The sequence below is a fragment of the Corynebacterium phoceense genome, from assembly GCF_900092335.1.
In the GTDB taxonomy this organism is placed as follows: domain Bacteria; phylum Actinomycetota; class Actinomycetes; order Mycobacteriales; family Mycobacteriaceae; genus Corynebacterium; species Corynebacterium phoceense.
The window spans coordinates 1,523,867-1,539,704 of record NZ_LT596208.1; the positions used below are offsets into that span (position 1 = coordinate 1,523,867).

General features: G+C 63.2%; 13 protein-coding genes, 1 tRNA gene and 2 pseudogenes. 8 read left to right on the plus strand and 8 right to left on the minus strand.

Annotation, left to right across the window (positions count from 1 at the left end; genetic code table 11):
• Positions 1–32: 32 nt before the first annotated feature.
• From BN9444_RS11405 to BN9444_RS11415, 4 genes and pseudogenes are all read left to right on the plus strand, one after another.
• Positions 33–533 carry a low molecular weight protein-tyrosine-phosphatase gene (locus BN9444_RS11405; protein ID WP_066488471.1) on the plus strand — a complete coding sequence of 167 codons (501 nt, stop codon included), beginning with the start codon at positions 33–35 and terminating at the stop codon, positions 531–533.
• Between the two features lie 11 nt (positions 534–544).
• On the plus strand, positions 545–1,531 hold the full coding sequence (locus BN9444_RS11410; RefSeq protein WP_068801943.1) for an SURF1 family cytochrome oxidase biogenesis protein: 987 nt from the start codon (positions 545–547) through the stop codon (positions 1,529–1,531).
• A 340-nt stretch (positions 1,532–1,871) separates the two neighbouring features.
• Positions 1,872–2,173, plus strand: a pseudogene (locus tag BN9444_RS15230) (helix-turn-helix domain-containing protein); the annotation flags it as partial.
• 204 nt (positions 2,174–2,377) lie between these two features.
• A complete protein-coding gene (locus BN9444_RS11415; protein ID WP_066510294.1) occupies positions 2,378–2,803 on the plus strand; it encodes a hypothetical protein in 426 nt (141 codons plus the stop codon).
• Positions 2,804–3,505: 702 nt separating this feature from the next.
• Here BN9444_RS11415 and BN9444_RS11420 read toward each other — a convergent pair.
• Both BN9444_RS11420 and BN9444_RS11425 read right to left on the minus strand, forming a co-directional pair.
• Positions 3,506–3,581, minus strand: a tRNA-Val gene (locus tag BN9444_RS11420).
• Between the two features lie 77 nt (positions 3,582–3,658).
• Positions 3,659–4,069, minus strand: coding sequence for a DUF3052 domain-containing protein (locus tag BN9444_RS11425; RefSeq protein ID WP_066488459.1), 411 nt, complete (start codon positions 4,067–4,069; stop codon positions 3,659–3,661).
• 276 nt (positions 4,070–4,345) lie between these two features.
• On the opposite strand from BN9444_RS11425, the gene aceE reads away from it, so the two are divergent.
• Positions 4,346–7,102, plus strand: coding sequence for a pyruvate dehydrogenase (acetyl-transferring), homodimeric type (gene aceE / locus BN9444_RS11430; RefSeq protein ID WP_068801944.1), 2,757 nt, complete (start codon positions 4,346–4,348; stop codon positions 7,100–7,102).
• A gap of 71 nt (positions 7,103–7,173) precedes the next feature.
• Here the strand turns inward: aceE and BN9444_RS11435 are convergent, their stop codons facing one another.
• Positions 7,174–8,142 (minus strand): alpha/beta fold hydrolase, encoded by a 969-nt coding sequence (locus BN9444_RS11435; RefSeq protein WP_066510289.1) that lies wholly within the window; start codon positions 8,140–8,142, stop codon positions 7,174–7,176.
• A 38-nt stretch (positions 8,143–8,180) separates the two neighbouring features.
• Between BN9444_RS11435 and BN9444_RS11440 the strand changes: the two genes are divergently transcribed.
• The gene (locus BN9444_RS11440) at positions 8,181–8,489 is read left to right on the plus strand and encodes an acyl carrier protein (protein WP_066488436.1); all 309 of its coding nucleotides are present in this window, start codon (positions 8,181–8,183) and stop codon (positions 8,487–8,489) included.
• On the opposite strand, the gene BN9444_RS11445 is transcribed toward BN9444_RS11440, so the two are convergent.
• Positions 8,459–8,836, minus strand: coding sequence for a hypothetical protein (locus tag BN9444_RS11445; protein WP_066488431.1), 378 nt, complete (start codon positions 8,834–8,836; stop codon positions 8,459–8,461). The two genes, BN9444_RS11440 and BN9444_RS11445, sit on opposite strands and share 31 nt — an antisense overlap.
• 304 nt (positions 8,837–9,140) lie before the next feature.
• On the opposite strand from BN9444_RS11445, the gene BN9444_RS11450 reads away from it, so the two are divergent.
• On the plus strand, positions 9,141–10,127 hold the full coding sequence (locus BN9444_RS11450) for a CE1 family esterase (RefSeq protein WP_068801945.1): 987 nt from the start codon (positions 9,141–9,143) through the stop codon (positions 10,125–10,127).
• A 59-nt stretch (positions 10,128–10,186) separates the two neighbouring features.
• Here BN9444_RS11450 and BN9444_RS11455 read toward each other — a convergent pair whose 3' ends face one another.
• Positions 10,187–10,984: a serine hydrolase domain-containing protein gene (locus BN9444_RS11455; RefSeq protein WP_066510285.1), complete on the minus strand. Its 798-nt coding sequence runs from the start codon at positions 10,982–10,984 to the stop codon at positions 10,187–10,189.
• A 139-nt stretch (positions 10,985–11,123) separates the two neighbouring features.
• On the opposite strand from BN9444_RS11455, the gene BN9444_RS11460 reads away from it, so the two are divergent.
• Positions 11,124–12,380: an amino acid permease gene (locus BN9444_RS11460; RefSeq protein WP_068801946.1), complete on the plus strand. Its 1,257-nt coding sequence runs from the start codon at positions 11,124–11,126 to the stop codon at positions 12,378–12,380.
• A gap of 88 nt (positions 12,381–12,468) precedes the next feature.
• Here BN9444_RS11460 and BN9444_RS11465 read toward each other — a convergent pair.
• The 3 genes and pseudogenes from BN9444_RS11465 to BN9444_RS11475 all read right to left on the minus strand — a co-directional run.
• Positions 12,469–12,750 (minus strand): annotated as a pseudogene (locus BN9444_RS11465) (SDR family oxidoreductase); the annotation flags it as partial.
• A 37-nt stretch (positions 12,751–12,787) separates the two neighbouring features.
• Entirely contained in the window at positions 12,788–13,912 is a 1,125-nt protein-coding gene (locus BN9444_RS11470) for a trimeric intracellular cation channel family protein (protein WP_066488409.1), read from the minus strand.
• A complete protein-coding gene (locus BN9444_RS11475; RefSeq protein ID WP_068801947.1) occupies positions 13,896–15,482 on the minus strand; it encodes a mechanosensitive ion channel family protein in 1,587 nt (528 codons plus the stop codon). Before BN9444_RS11475 ends, BN9444_RS11470 begins: the two co-directional genes overlap by 17 nt.
• Between the last annotated feature and the right edge of the window lie 356 nt (positions 15,483–15,838).

Consider the following 15,838-nt stretch of genomic DNA (forward strand, 5'->3'; position numbering starts at 1 on the left):
GTTTCGGGCTCTGGCCCACTATCCTAGACGCCATGACCACACCTCATGTCGACTCCGGCGAGCCGGATAAGCGCCTGCACCTCGTCTTTGTTTGCACCGGCAATATCTGCCGCTCCCCCATGGCCGAGGTCATTGTCCGCGACGCCATGGAAAACGACATGCTCGATCTCGCCGCCCGTACCTCTTCGTGCGGCCTCGGCGGCTGGCACGTGGGCCAGGGCGCGGACGAGCGCGCTATCGCCGAACTGCGCCGCGCTGGCCACGACGGCGCCGCCCACCGCGCCGCCCAGCTGGGCGAAGAACACATGGACGCCGACCTCTTTATCGCCATGGACTCCGGCCACCGCGAGGAACTCCTCAAGCGCGGCGTTGATCCGGAGCGCGTCGTCCTCATGCGCTCCTTCGACCCGAATGCGTCTGGCCCCGATGTCGCTGACCCGTATTACGGGACGGAGGACGACTTCACGACGACCCGCAAGAACATCGAAGCGGCGGTTCCCGGGCTACTCGATTGGATTCGCGAGAACGCGTAGACTTCCCAACTGTGTTGAAGACGTTTCTCAAGCCCCAGTGGGTTCTGCTCACGCTCTTCGTCGTGGTCTTTTCCTACTTCGCATTCACCACGCTCGCGCCGTGGCAGCTGGGCAAGGACCACGACATCGTCGAGCGCAATCACGAGATCGAGGCCGCCTACGAGTCCGATCCCGTCCCGCTCATTGATGCGGTGACGTCCACCGGCGAAATCGCCAACAAGGAATGGACCCGCGTCACGCTGCAGGGCCGCTACCTCGCGGACAAGGAAGTCCTCCTGCGTCTGCGCCCCGTCGAGTCCGGCCCCACGTATCAGTCGCTCGTGCCCTTCGAAACGAACGACGGTCTCACCATGCTCGTTGACCGCGGCTGGGTCGCCGCCGGCGAGGGCAACGCTGTGCCGACCATCGAGCCGGTACCCACCGGCGAAGTGACGCTCACCGCGATGCTGCGCACCGCCGAGCGCGTCCACACCTCCGCCCCCATCGAGGACCAGGGCTACACGCAGGTCTACTCCATCAACCCCGGCCAGGTGGGCAAGCTTGAGAACCTCACGCTGGGCACGGACTACGTCCAAATTTCCCACGACGACCAGCCCGGCGTGCTCAACCCCATTCCGGTCCCCCAACTCGACCGCGGCTCGCACCTGTCCTACGGCTTCCAGTGGATCGCCTTCGGCATCATGGCTCCGCTAGGCCTTATCTACTTCGTCTACGCCGAGCTGCGTGAACGCCGCCGCCTGCGCGAAGAAGAAGCCGCCATGGCTGCCGCCGCGACGACCGACGCCGAGGCCGCGGGTTCCGCGCCGGAGCCTTCGCCAGAACCGGCTGAGTCCTCTGAGTCTGCGGAATCTGCTCAAACAGCTGCAGCGCCTGCCGAGACCGCAACACCCGCGACCACCCCCGCTGCGCCCGCGTCGCGCCGTTCCCGCACGCGCTACGGCGACGCGAAGCCGGACTACTACGAGAAGTTCAACAAGCGCGGGCGCGAGCGCTTCTAGCCAGACTCTGGGACGCCCTCGCCACGTCAGTTGATTGAACCTAAGGACGGCTTTCGCGACGGCGGACCGGATTAAGTTCAAGGAAGTGTGCGGCTCATACACGAAACCCCGTTCTGGGAGCCAGAACGGGGTTTCTTGTGGTGCGGCATGAGGTGTCTGGTTCCGTGACATCGATCCGCTATGTCTCGCGACATCGATCCGCCCACCCACGCCCCTGATGTCCGACAACACCGTTCCGCTGTTCCACCCAAACTAAGCCGGCCTGCACAAATGAGTCCAACTGAAGCCCCCGGCGATGTAGCGAGACATCGATCCGCCCATTTCCAGCCACAATCAGCACATGGGAAAGCAACAAACCTCCAACTGCGTCATCGTCGAGACCATCCTTATGACCGGCATGAAACACACCGACGCAGCCGAACTCTTCGGCGTAAGCACCCGATGGATCCGCACCCTCCTAAGCGCTACCGCCACGGCGGCCTACAAGCCCTAGAACCCCAATCCAAACGCCCGCACACCAACCCCCGAGCAACCCCGACACAGATCGTTAAACGCATCCTCGAACTGCGCCAGGAACTCACCGACACCGGCCAAGACAACGGCGCCCACACCATCCGCTGGCACCTCGAAAAAGAAGGAACTGAAGTGCCCCGAGTTTTGTTCCTAGGCATTTGCCTTGATTTCTATTATTTCCTGTGGCGGGATCTGCTTCCAAAAGGTCAAGTCCGCGTCCGTGGTTCGGGCGCTTGCCCGCATCCACATGTTGTTTTCGTCCTACGCCGCACCCCTGCAGGCGCTGGTAGCGTTTATACATACCGCAACCGACAGCCACGGGAGACCTATTCTATGAACGGCGATGTTACTGTGCTGCTTGTATGCGCCGGGTTAGTGCTTGTCATGGTGCTCTACTGGACCTACTACATCCGGTGCGTGCGGAGGCAACCCAGATCGGAAAAGTGGTACGACGACGTCGACTTTGTAGGCGCAGAAAGTGATGGGGTCCTTTTCATTTATCCTTACTGCTCGCTCATTATGGGCGCTGGCGGCGCCATGGGGTTGGTCGCAAGTGCCAACCCTCCCGAGTTTGTCTACACGGTGCTGAAGGTTCCGCTCGTGGCAGCTTTCGTTGTCGGAGTCATTGGATTTACGGGCGCGGTTGGGGTTCCACTTCCGTGGCCTTTTGTTCCGCGTTGGGTCGTCGATATCCGCAAAGCAAAGCGTGCCCAAAGGCGTGAGCGCAGACAAGCCAGAAAAAGAGAAAAGGAAGAATAGGCCTGGCAGCTTTTCCCGTGTTCGAAGTTCGTCGGAAATCTCCGCTATCTGGCTGCAGGTTCTCCAGCCCAGTAGCAAAGCAACTGAAGATGGTTTGAGGCGTTTGGGGCCAAACTCTGCTTTGGTGATGTACATCAACACGGAGAGGAATCCGTAGATGAAGGCCGCTAGAGCAGTAGTCGTGGTAGTCAACGGGTTTGAGTATTCAGAGGTTGGAGAGCCCGATTCTCCTTTGGATGGGGCTTTAACGGCGCACCGTGATGCAAAACAAAGCTTTGCGTGACCTGGGTACGGGGCTAAGGAATAGAAGGGGATGCGGACGAAATCTTAGATGTCGACGGGCACTATTCCACGGTCGTGTTTCCCGATTGGGTCATTGAGCCCACCGGCGTCATGGGTGAGATGAGGCAAAGTAACCCTCAGATGGAAAGGGCAACTGCGCAAACTCTACGTCGGACGAAAACACGCAACAGCCGACATCAACCTCGTATGCATCAACAACAACATCACAGCAGTAGACCCTCACACCGGAGAAATATGGGACAAACACAAACTCGACGAATCAAAGAAATACCACCCAAACTTACTGGGTCAGGACCCACCAAATGAGGCTTAAGGGACATTGTCCCTTAACCCATGAACCCCCGAAAAATAATTAAAATCTCGCGACATCGATAGGAACGATTTCGCGAGACTTCAGAGTGGTGCGGCATGAGGGGCTCGAACCCCCGACCTACTGGGTGTAAACCAGTTGCTCTCCCAGCTGAGCTAACGCCGCGTGAATGCCGGCCGCGCGGAGCGCGTCACAACACTCAAGAAAGTGTATAGGACGCGCGACGCCGGACAAAATGGGGGTTATTTCTTGGTGTAGCCGCGGCCGACGAGGCAGGAGCCTTGCCAGTCGCCGAGACGCTCCGCCTTGGTCTGGACGAGGCCGGCGAGCTGCGCGGACTCGGCAATCACGCCAGGGGCGATGGTGCCAGACAGGCCAGCACCCGGGGTCAAAAGCCAAATGGTGCCGTGGTCGGCGAGGGGGCGCAGTGCATCGACGAGGCCGTCGACCAAGTCGCCGTCCTCCTCGCGCCACCAGATGACAACGACGTCACACAATTCATCAGTTTCTTCATCGAGGAAATCGTCACCCAAGACATCTTCAATGGCTTCGGAGATGGCAGGGTCGCAGTCTTCGTCCCAACCCAGTTCCAGGGCGACCTGCCCCTCTTCGATGCCTAACTTGCGTGCGTAATCCTCCAATTGAGTGGTCATATCTGGGCACTTTAACGCATTATTAGGGAAAATTCTCGTTGTCCACGCCACTTTCGGTGGTTGCGGTGGAGAGGACACGGTGGGGCGAGAGGGCATCGGAAAGCGGGGCCGCAAAGGTAAAGGCCACAAAGTTAGCAATATTCACAGGACGACCGGGATTAAGCTGCAGGATTTAACACGAGAGATTCTTCACTTATCCTTAGCAAAGCTCCGGGGTCGTTTACGCGTATTCTGGAACGTACTGTTTTAAAAGCCCACCATTTGGAGGAATGCACCATGGCAGAATTGGAATCGCTCGGCAGCGACTCTAACTTCCCGCTCATCCGCGACGGCGTCGCGTCGTACATGCACGACACTGACCCGGAAGAAACTCGTGAGTGGATGGATTCTCTCGACGGTCTGCTGGAGGACAACACCCCGGAACGCGCGCGCTACCTCATGCTGCGCCTGCTGGAGCGTGCGTCTGCGAAGCGCGTGCCCATGCCGTCGCTGACCTCCACTGACTTCGTGAACACCATCCCCACCACCCTCGAGCCCGAGTTCCCTGGTGATGAGGAACTGGAGAAGCGCTACCGCCGTTGGATCCGCTGGAACGCGGCCATTATGGTGCACCGCGCGCAGCGCCCGGGCGTTGGCGTGGGCGGCCACATCTCCACGTACGCAGGCGCAGCTCCGCTCTACGAGGTCGGCTTCAACCACTTCTTCAAGGGCAAGGACGATCCGTCCGGCGGCGACCAGGTTTTCTTCCAGGGCCACGCCTCCCCGGGCATGTACGCGCGCGCCTTCATGGAGGGCCGCCTGTCCGAGCATGACTTGGACGGCTTCCGCCAGGAGCACTCCCGCGGCGAGGGCGAGGGCCTTCCCTCCTACCCGCACCCGCGCGGCTTGCCGTGGTTCTGGGAGTTCCCGACCGTGTCCATGGGTCTCGGCCCGATTAACGCGATTTACCAGGCACGCTTCAACAAGTACCTGGAGCAGCGCGGCATCAAGGACACCTCAGACCAGCACGTGTGGGCATTCCTGGGCGACGGCGAAATGGACGAGCCGGAGTCTCGCGGTCTGCTGCAGATGGCGCCGCTCTACGGCCTGGACAACCTCACCTTCGTCATCAACTGCAACCTGCAGCGCCTCGACGGCCCGGTGCGCGGCAACACGCAGATCATCCAGGAGCTCGAGTCCTTCTTTACCGGCGCGGGCTGGGACGTCATCAAGATCATCTGGGGCCGCGAGTGGGACAAGCTCATTGAGGCCGATAAAGACGGCGCGCTCATCAACATCATGAACACCACGCCGGACGGTGACTACCAGACGTTCAAGGCGAATGACGGTGCGTACGTGCGTGAGCACTTCTTCGGCCGCGACGAGCGCACGCTCAAGTTGGTCGAGGACATGTCGGATGAGGAAATCTGGGCGCTGCGCCGCGGCGGCCACGACTACCGCAAGATCTACGCCGCCTACTCCAAGGCGCTGGAGAACCGCGGCACCGGCAAGCCGACCGTCATCCTGGCCCACACGATTAAGGGCTACGGCCTGGGCCACAACTTCGAGGGCCGCAACGCCACCCACCAGATGAAGAAGCTCACGCTGGAGGATCTCAAGCTCTTCCGCGACAAGCAGGGTATCCCGATTCCGGATGAGGTCCTCGAGGCCGATCCGTACAACCCGCCGTACTTCCACCCGGGCATGGATGCACCGGAGATCAAGTACATGCTCGAGCGTCGTAAAGAGCTGGGCGGCTTCCTGCCGGAACGCCGCGCGGACTTCGAGCGTCTGCACGTGCAGGACATCGACAAGCTGCGTTCCGTGCGCAAGGGCTCGGGCAAGCAGAAGGTCGCCACGACCATGGCTCTGGTGCGTACCTTCAAGGAGATCATGCGCGACAAGGAGATTGGCAAGCGCATTGTCCCGATGATGCCAGACGAGGCCCGTACCTTCGGCCTGGATTCCTGGTTCCCGACGCTGAAGATCTGGAACCCCAAGGGCCAGAACTACGTGCCGGTCGACCACGACCTCATGCTCTCCTACCGTGAGTCCGAGACGGGCCAGATTCTCGCCGAGGGTCTGACCGAGGCCGGCGCCACCGCGTCGTTTACCGCGGCGGCGACGTCGTATGCGACGCAGGGCGAGGCCATGATCCCGCTCTACATCTTCTACTCGATGTTCGGTTTCCAGCGCACCGGCGACGCATTCTGGGCGGCGGCGGACCAGATGGCCCGCGGCTTCATCATCGGCGCCACGGCTGGCCGCACCACGCTCACGGGCGAGGGCCTGCAGCACATGGACGGCCACTCCCAGGTGCTCGCGTCCACGAACCCGGCGGTCGTCTCCTACGACCCGGCGTTCGCGTACGAGATTGCGCACCTCGTCCACCGCGGTATTGACCGCATGTACGGCGACAACGACGAGGCCATCATGTACTACCTCACCGTGTACAACGAGCCGGTCCACCAGCCGGCCGAGCCGGAGAACCTCGACGTCGAGGGCCTGCACCGCGGTATCTACCACTACTCCACCCCGGAGAAGGGTTCGATTCCGGCCAACATCCTGGCGTCCGGTGTGGGTGTCCACCAGGCGCTGCGCGCCCAGGAGATCCTGGCGGAGGACTACGACGTCAAGGCCTCGCTGTTCTCCGTGACCTCGTGGGTCGAGCTGGCCCGCGATGGCGCCGCCAAGGCCAAGGCTGCTCTGCAGAAGGGCCAGGAGCCGGAGAAGGCGTTCGCCACGCGGCAGCTCGAGGGCTTCGACGGCCCGTTCGTGGGTGTCTCTGACTTCACCACGGACCTGCAGGAAATGATCCGTCCGTACGTCCCGGGCACCTATATCGCGCTGGGTACCGACGGCTTCGGCTTCTCCGATACGCGTGAGGCGGCTCGCCGCTTCTTCAACTCGGATACCGAATCCATCGTCGTGGCCGTGCTCTCGGGCCTGGCCCAGGACGGCACGATCGACCGCTCCGTCGCCGAGCAGGCTGCGAAGGACCTCCACCTGGATGATCCGACGAAGACCTACTCCACGAGCACCGACGAGGAGTAATTCCACGCCGCGCTCATGAAAAGCCCGTCAGCAGTTCTGCTGGCGGGCTTTCGGCATACGCGGTGCGTATGTCAGCGTTGAGCGAGGACCGGCTCGATAAGCTCGGCGAGCGCTTGGGAGACGGCCTCGGGTTCTTCGAGGATGACCATGTGGCCGGAGCCGTCGACGACGCGGAGCTCGGCCTCGGGCCAGTGGGAGCAGATGAGCTCGGACTGGGAGCGCGGGGTGACGATATCCATGGAGCCGACGAGGACGATGCCGGGCAGGCCGGCGAGGCGGTCCGCGGCGGCGAGCTCGGAGTGGTCGACAAGGTCGTCGAAGAAACCTACAAAGGAATCGAGCGGGGTGTCGAGCAGCATGTCGACGTGGAATTCGAGGCGTTCCATGCGGGGATAACCGGTCACGCCGGCGGCGAAGATGGGCGCGATGATGCGCGCGATGCGCTGGCGGGCGCGGTTGACCTTGTTGGGTAGGCGCTGGGCGGCGTCGTAGAGGGCTTCCGCGGCGTGGGTCTGGAGAAGCGCCGCGACGCCAGTCTCTGCGAAGGGACGCATGGACGTGGAGATAAGAAGCACCCCGGCGATGCGCTCGTAGTCCTCAACAGGCAGGCGGCGAATGAGGTTTTCGACGACCATGCCTCCGAGCGAATGGCCCACGATAATGAGCGGCCCAGTGGGTGCCTGGGCGGTAAGGATGGCAGCGACGTCATCCGCGGCGTCGTCGACGGTGCAGTCCTCGGCCGGGACGCGGTCCGAGCTGCCGTGCCCGCGAAGATCGAGCAGCACCGCACGCACGCGCGGATACGACGCGCGCAGGAAGTCAACCTGGTCGTAGAAGCTCTCCGCCGCGAGACCGTAACCGTGAACGAAGATAACGGTGACGGGGGCATCGGAAGGCTCGGGGCCCGAGGTATACCAGGCGATGCCATCGGACATGTCGTGGGAGTACGGCTGTGTGAGGCCGGGGTGGCGGTCGTGAGTGTGGCGGCGGCGCCAAACCTGGGTGGCGGTGCGCACACGGCGGCGGGATGGGGTGGACATAACACGTCTAGTCTAGTCGCTCACTTACACTGGTACGCATGGCCGATGGACAAGACTTTGCCGCGCAGCTGCGCGCAGCGCTGGGAAGAGAAGAACACGAGGATAAGCCCGCCGCGACGGATACGTATGGGGAGCTCGCGCGGCTCATCACCCAGGTCGCGGGGGTGGAGGAACCGGCGCGTGAAGACCGGCTGGAAGATGTGGGGATTACGTCGCTCAACCTGATTGAGCTGACGGTGCGCGCGGAAGAGCGCTTCAAGGTCCGCTTCGATGAGGGCACCGCCGCGGCCTTTGAGACCGTGGGCGAGGTCGCCGACTACATCGACACGCGGACCGAGAAGCAGTAGCGCTGCGCGAGATCGCGCACCGCCGTCTCCAGCGCGTGCAGCTCCGCTTGAGTACCCGTGAGTACCTGGCGGCAGCCAATGCCCGGCGGCACGGCGTCAAACTCGCTGCCTGCACCTGCGGCAAGAGCCGCGAGATCCTGGCCCGGCCAGTCCTTGTACCAGCGGGTACACCACTGAGCCGTGAGGGGATCATCGCCCGGGATCTCCCACGTCGACGCGCTGGGCAGGCACGTGACCATGAGCTCTTCCACGCGCGGGCGCAGTCGAGCAGGCATACTCTCAATGATGAGCACGCCGGAGGTTATCGGGCGCACTGGCGCCGAGGGTTCGGCGGCAGTGGTTTTCACGCATGTTTCCACAAGCCGAATACCTTTCATTTCCTGTTACAAGACGAGCATCGTCTTCCCCAACGAACCGACTCGAACAGTTTTGTGAAATGACATCGGATGTAATTACCGTGCGTAACGCAACCCATTTTGTTCCCCTCCAGTCACACGAGCAACCCTAAACCCCTGCTTCAACCCCCATTTACTGAAGTTTCACTTGAGACTTAGAACTTCCCTGTGACCGCGCCCCGCAGATCGTTACAGCGCAACGAAATCATCACAAAAGTTAGGGTTTCGATACCTTGCCCCGCTACTCTTAGACCTCATGTTGAAGACTTTTGCTACTCGCGTGGCTGCCCTCGCCTCCGCCACGGTTCTGTGGACCTCCGTCGGCCTGCCCGTCGCGAACGCCCTCACGAGCTCGGACATGAGCTCCACCTCGAGCAAGGGCTCGAGCAACGGCTCCTCCATCTCTGACGCGTTCACGCTGTCGTCAAAGTTGGGCCAGGCCCTCACCATGGGCAATGGCACGACGACCCATTCCACAAAGCAGGTTTCCGTCTCTGGCCAGGGCACGCGCTCCTACGAGCTCTACGTCCCCTCCGACTATGACTCATCCCGCGACTACCCCGTCGTCTTCGCTTACTCCGGCATGGACTTCGATGGCTCAGACATGCACGGCCACTCCCACTTTGAGCGCGCCACGGGCTCCGATGCCATCGTCGTCTACCCCAACCCGCGCGCGAGCGTCAACGGCGGCCTGGCGTGGGAAGGCCCCAACTACGCCACGACGAGCCGCGGCGAGGACGTCGCCTTCACCAAGGCCATCCTCAATGACGTAGCCAATAGCTACTCCGTCGACCGCAGCCGCATCTACGCCACCGGCCTGTCCAACGGCGGCGGCATGGCGCTCGCCGCCGCGTGCCAGGCCCCGGAGACCTTCGCCGCCGTTGCCGGCGTCTCCACCGCCGCGTACACGCGTATCTTCGACGGCTGCACAGGCCAGGTGCCCACGCTGCTCATCCACGGCACCGACGACAAGATTGCGCCGTACTACAACGATGGTTCCAACGGCCACGGCGGTTCCTACTACGCCACCCGCGGCGCCTGGGAGCGCATCGGCAAGCGCAACGCCTGCGACACCTCCGGCGCGTCCATGCGCACCGGCTCCGGCAACGGCTACAACTCCTTCAGCTACTCCGGCTGCCTCGCTGAGACCACGCTCTACCGCGTGAACGGCGGCAGCCACACGTGGTTTGCCTCCAACCCCAACGCCACGCGCGAGGTGTGGAACTTCTTCCAGCGCCACTAGCTTCCCGCTAGCCTGTCCGTGCCCCGGTCCTGCCGGGGTATTTTTATGCCTCCAGCTTTTTATGACTGCAGCTCGCTCCAGATCGCCGAGTTCGTCTCCGCCCACAGCGGCTTGGCCCAGTCCCCGAAGTCGTGGTCAGTGAGCATGACCATAGCTTTCCCCTCCGCCAGCCAGAGGTAGGTTCCCGACATACCAAAGTGCCCCGCAGCCTCCGCGGGCAACGAGCCCATCCAGTGCTCCTTGTCCCCGTGGAGCTCGAAGCCCAGGCCCCAGGAGCAGTCCTTAAAGGAGCCATAGCCTGGCACGAGGCCGCGCAGGCCCGGGAACTGCGGCGTGAGCATTTCCTCGACCGTTGTGGGGTGCAACAACTGCGGGTCGAGCACCTCGCGGGCGAACCGGACCAGGTCGTCCACCGTCGTGTCAAGGCCGTGTCCCGCCGAGCCAACCAAAGCCGAATCCTTCATTCCCAGTGGTTCGAAGACGCCCTCGCGCAAGTACTCCGGAAACTCCATGCCGGTGGCTTCCGCCACGATATCCGCGGCCCATTCATAGCCCGCTGAGGAATAGATGCGCCGCTCCCCCACGGGCTTCTGCGACTCGCGCGTATCAAACCCCACACCAGACGCGTGCGCCAACAGATGCCGAAGCGTGGAACCGGAAGGCCCCGCCGGCTGGTCGAGCTCCACCGCCCCCTCCTCGACGGCGAGCATGATGCCGTAGGCCACCACAGGTTTGGTCACCGAGGCAATCGAATACACGCGGGACGTATCCCCCAACGTCCGAACATCACCGTCTACAAGCAACGCGGCGGAGACATGGTCAGCCGGGAAATCGGCCACAGAATCAAAGGCAGTCATAGGACCCTAGCCTAGCGAACCCGCCCGCACGCCGACGCACATCAACTGAATAAAAGTACCGCTCGGTCTAGTCTTTTGAGCGTGTCCTGTCGCACAATCAATGGCAACACATTCCTCGATCTCTCTTGGAGGCCCCGCGATGTCTGCGACCACCGCACCCAGCTCGACCTACGTCCAGGACCCCACGATGGCAAGCTCCCACTCGACGTTTGGCTGGGCCTCCACGCTTTTTGGCACCGCCATCGGTGCGGGCATTCTCTTCCTGCCTCTGTCCGCCGGCGCCTATGGATTCTGGCCGCTGCTCATTGCCACCGTGCTCATCGGTCCGCTTACGTATCTCTCCCACTACGCCTACGCGCGCATCATCGCTCGCTCCCCGCAGCCCGGCGCGGATCTCCTCGCAGCGCTTACCAGCTACTTCGGCCAGAGTACCGGCGCATGGCTCGCCGTGGCCTACCTCATCATGCTCTTTCCCGTGCTCCTCGTGTATTCGGTGAGCATCACCACCACCGTCGATAACTTCATCGTCAACCAGCTCGGCGGCCCGGAGATCCCGCGGTGGATACTCGCACCGATCCTCATCGGTCTCCTCGTCGCAGCCCTGGCCTTCGGCGAACGCATCATGCTCGCCGCCGCAGAGCTTCTCGTCGTCCCGCTGCTCATTGCACTCGGCGCCTTCTCGCTCTACCTCATCCCGCAGTGGGACTTAGGCTCCTTCCTCACGGTCTCCTCCGAGCACTCCTTCTGGGAATCCCTGGTGCTCATCCTTCCGGTGCTGGTCTTCTCGTTTACCTTCATCGGCTCGCTGTCCCAGTTCGCCGTCTCCACCCAGCGCAGTCACGGCGAGTTCGCCGAAGCTCGCCTCTCCCGAGTCATTATGCTCACCACGGTCCTGCTCACCGTTTTCACGATGTTCTTCGTCTGGTCCTGCGCGCTCGCCCTAGGCGCAGACGGCATGGCTCAGGCCGCCGCGGATAACCTGCCGGTGCTCTCCTACTTCGCGAACACCACGGGCACCCCGTTCCTGGCGCTTGTCACCCCGATCGTCGCCATCTGCGCCATCGCCTCCAGCTTTATCGGCGTAGCCCTAGGCGCGCGCGAAGGCTTGCAGTTCCTCGGCGCTCGCTTGAATCCCTCCCAGCGTGAGCTTTCCGATGCCCCCGTCTACCTGTTCATCTTCACCGTCGCCACCTTCGTGGCCATCGTCGAGCCCTCCGTCATGGACCTCATCACGGTCGCCGACGGCCTCCTCATCACCATCTTCCAGTTCGGCGTGCCCATGCTCGCCGTCTACGCTGTCGCACGCCTGGCGCCGCTGCGCCGCAGCCCCGGCAACGCCGTCATCATCGCCTTCGGTGCGGTCGTTCTCGGCTCGACCATCTGGGGTTTCTTCTAAAACCCACCTCGTTCTAGGCCCACCGGGACACACGAAAGCCCACGGCACGGTTGCACACCTGCGCCGTGGGCCTTTCTCGCGCCTTAAGCTACGGAGTTGGGAAACCACCCGTCGCGCCGATGGTCTCACCCGAGACGAAGCTCGCCTCCTCCGAGGCCAGGAAGACGTACGCACCGGCCATCTCCACCGGCTGCCCGGCGCGGCCGAGGAAGGACTTCGTGTCGAATTCCATAACACCCTCGGTTGGCTGGCCACCCGCGGGCTGCAGCAGCGTCCACACGGGGCCGGGCGCCACGGCGTTGACGCGAATGCCGCGCGGCGCAAGCTGCGTGGACAGGCCCTTGGACATCGAGTTCATCGCCGCCATCGTGGGCGTCGTCGTGGCCCCGATGTAAAAGTCGCAACCTCTAAGCGTTAGCCCCTGGCTGACGCTTATCGTATTTTTCCACCAGCTTGTCAATGAGCTCGTCCGTGAGCTTGTCGTCCGCAAGAATCGCGTCGAGCATGCGCTGATGGTCCGGCTTGTCCTGATAGGAGTCGCCGGCTAAGTCCATGCCGATGTCGTTGGCAAAAGTGCTCAGCACAGTCGAGCCCGTCTCCGCCGCGCTTTCCGATGCCCCCTTCTCCCCCGCGTCGGCCGCTACCTGCGAGGCTTCGCTCAGCTGCGCGACCTCGGAGTTGAACTCCTCGAGGAACTCGTTGGCCGCCGCCTGGGCTTCGGCGGGACGCTTGCCCTCGCGGATCTCGCGGGCGATACGCCGCTCGAGGGCATTTTCCATCTGCTTGTGCCGCCACGAACGCAGGCGGCGCGGCTCGAGGCGGCGGCCCACGGCACGCGACTTGTCCTCGGCCTTACGCGCGAGGACGGCAACCTGCGCTGCAGTCTCGTTGACCGGCGCCCACTCTTGGTCCGTGGACACGCGCCAGCCGGTCCAATACCCCAAGAGCGCGAGCGCAAAGCTCGCCACGGGTCCGAGTATCATGCCCCACGCCAGGAAACCGAGCCCATTGCCGGCGAGCACGATGACGGAGCAGACAGCTGCCGGGATGACGATGGGCTGGTTGCCACCAAAGACAGCGGGCTCACGGCCCATGCACACGTCGCGAATCATGGAGCCGCCGGTCGCGGTGAACACGCCCATCATGATGCACGGAACGACGGGCAGGCCATAGGTAAGAGCCTTCACCGTGCCAGTCCCGGCCCACAGTGCGGAGACGAGGGCGTCGCCGTGGGCTTGCAGGTGTTCCCACGTTTTACCCTTGAAATAGACGAAGCGCGCGATGAGCGCACCGGCGAAAGCGAGGTAAAGGTATTCGGGCTGGCTCATCGCCGCGACGGTGCCGCGGTTGATGAGCACGTCGCGGATCATGCCGCCGCCCAGCGCCGAAAACATCGCAATGAAGAAGAACCCGATGATGTCATAGCCGCGTTGGCGCGCAATTGTGCCGCCGATAATGCCCATGAGCAACACGCCGCTCACGTCCGACCAGCGATAGATCGATTCGATGAGCGGGTCAACCTCGGAAACCATGGTCGCTATTGTAGCCAGCGCCTTGCCCCGCCGCCCACGTGGCTACGGGGCAGCTGCGCGCCGCGCGANCGGCGCGTTCCCGACGCGCCGTTGTGGTTGTTTGCTCCGCGGTGGTGCCGTTCTCCTGCGCCGCGGTCGGCTCGTCAATGGCCGTGTCCTCGGACGCGTCTGTGGGCTGCTCGACGGTCTCCTGCGTCGGCTCGACGCTCTCCTCCGGCTGCGTTGCCGCGGTCGGCGCAGGCGCGGTTGTCGCCGCACTTTCCGTCTCACTGGACTTCGACGTCCAGTAGGACGGCGAGAGCCAGCCAGCGTCCGCGTCCTCCGGGTTCGCCGAGAAGAGCAGCAACAGGCCGGTCACGGCGAGCCCCACAAAGAGGCCCGTCGTCGAGCCACGCACGCGACCGCCAAGCGTCCACAGCTTGTCCCAGCGCGTCGTGGGATGGTCATCGCGCCAGATGGTACGCGGTGCCGCGTCGACGGCGTTCATGACCTCAGTCTGTGAGGCATCCGGGTGCTGCGCCGCCACATCCGGGTCCGACTCGGACGGCCGGCCCGGTCCTTGGTCGCTCGGGTCGTGCGTATCGCGCGCGGCCGCATGAGCCACAGCGTCGCGCACCTCCGCCTTGTCGGTTCCTGCCGCAGCCGGCATGACTTCGGTCGGCGCGCCGGCTCCAGCCGACCCTGCGGGGGCGGGCGGAGCGGCGGTGACGGGGGCATCGGCTAGCGGGGCGGCCGAGGACAAGTTGTAGTGATCCCAGAAGGCCGCGACGAGGGCGGAGCGAATGCCGCGCTCGACGGCCCACTGGCGGGAGGGATTGACCACGACCATGACGCGGTACTTGATCTGCCACGGCTGACCGGCGACGGTGGGCTCGATAAGGCCAGTGACCGGCAGAATCTCGATCTCGCCCGCGATATCTTCGGCGATGGCTGCGTCCTGCGCCGCATGCGAGGAAATCTCCTCAACCTTGCGGGTGACCTCGGCCAGCGTCTCGCCTGCGCGCACCGGCACCTGCAAGTCGACGACGGCGCGCGACCAATCCTGTGAGTAGTTCGTCACCACGCCGCCCGAGCCGTTAGGCACCATGACGACCTCGCCCGTCGGCGTGCGAACCTTCGTCGTGCGCAGCGTCAACGCCACGACGGTGCCTTCCACCGCCCCAGACGTGCCGTCGAAGCTCACGTAATCGCCCACACCGTACTGCTTCTCGCTCAAAATGAAGAAGCCCGCCAGGAAGTCGCCGATGATCTTCTGCGCACCGAAACCAAGCGCGGCCGAGACGACCGTCGCGGGAATCGCCGCACCGAGCGCCGGCACGCCCACGTTGGTGAGCGCCGCGATGGCAAGCAGGAAATACGCCACCGCCTGCGCAACGTAGACCAACGCGCCTGCCAGGGCGAGACGGGTCTTCGTGGATTCCTCATTGTCATCCAGCCGCGAGTCAATAAGCCTGATGACCAGGCGCCCGACACGCGGCACCAAAATCGCCATGAGCAACAACGCCGCCAACGGCAACGCGTGGTCGACGATAAGTTGCCAGAACTGGAAGAAGAAATACCGGACGTTCATACTCTCCGATACTAAAACCACCGCCGACACGGCGGGCGTGGCAGCGGTGGATTAATAGCGTTTTCTACGATTGGCGCGAGCGTTAGGACGCTGCGGGGAAAGGATCATCTTCGCGGTAAAGATACCGCGCGCGCCCGCGTCGCCTCGGTCAACAAGAAATACTCTCACACTCACAGCACCCGTGCTGCGGCGGTATTCAATGAGAAACGCTGGGAAACTATTCATTACCGTTCCCCCTTCCCGCTGGACCCCTTGCACGTATTCTTCCAGTTCCTGTAACAACGCGCTATCAGGACGCGTTTTAGGGGGACGCGTTGGAACTGCGCAGGACGCTATTACCAGGTATACGCGCAGTT

Bases quoted from the DNA above. Each gene is read 5' to 3' on its own strand.
- BN9444_RS11415 (WP_066510294.1), top strand. From the start codon at position 2,378: ATGAACGGCGATGTTACTGTGCTGCTTGTATGCGCCGGGTTAGTGCTT.
- BN9444_RS11470 (WP_066488409.1), bottom strand. From the start codon at position 13,912: ATGGTTTCCGAGGTTGACCCGCTCATCGAATCGATCTATCGCTGGTCG.
- BN9444_RS11440 (WP_066488436.1), top strand. From the start codon at position 8,181: ATGGCCGATGGACAAGACTTTGCCGCGCAGCTGCGCGCAGCGCTGGGA.
- BN9444_RS11435 (WP_066510289.1), bottom strand. From the start codon at position 8,142: ATGTCCACCCCATCCCGCCGCCGTGTGCGCACCGCCACCCAGGTTTGG.
- aceE (WP_068801944.1), top strand. From the start codon at position 4,346: ATGGCAGAATTGGAATCGCTCGGCAGCGACTCTAACTTCCCGCTCATC.
- BN9444_RS11455 (WP_066510285.1), bottom strand. From the start codon at position 10,984: ATGACTGCCTTTGATTCTGTGGCCGATTTCCCGGCTGACCATGTCTCC.
- BN9444_RS11460 (WP_068801946.1), top strand. From the start codon at position 11,124: ATGTCTGCGACCACCGCACCCAGCTCGACCTACGTCCAGGACCCCACG.
- BN9444_RS11425 (WP_066488459.1), bottom strand. From the start codon at position 4,069: ATGACCACTCAATTGGAGGATTACGCACGCAAGTTAGGCATCGAAGAG.
- BN9444_RS11450 (WP_068801945.1), top strand. From the start codon at position 9,141: ATGTTGAAGACTTTTGCTACTCGCGTGGCTGCCCTCGCCTCCGCCACG.
- BN9444_RS11405 (WP_066488471.1), top strand. From the start codon at position 33: ATGACCACACCTCATGTCGACTCCGGCGAGCCGGATAAGCGCCTGCAC.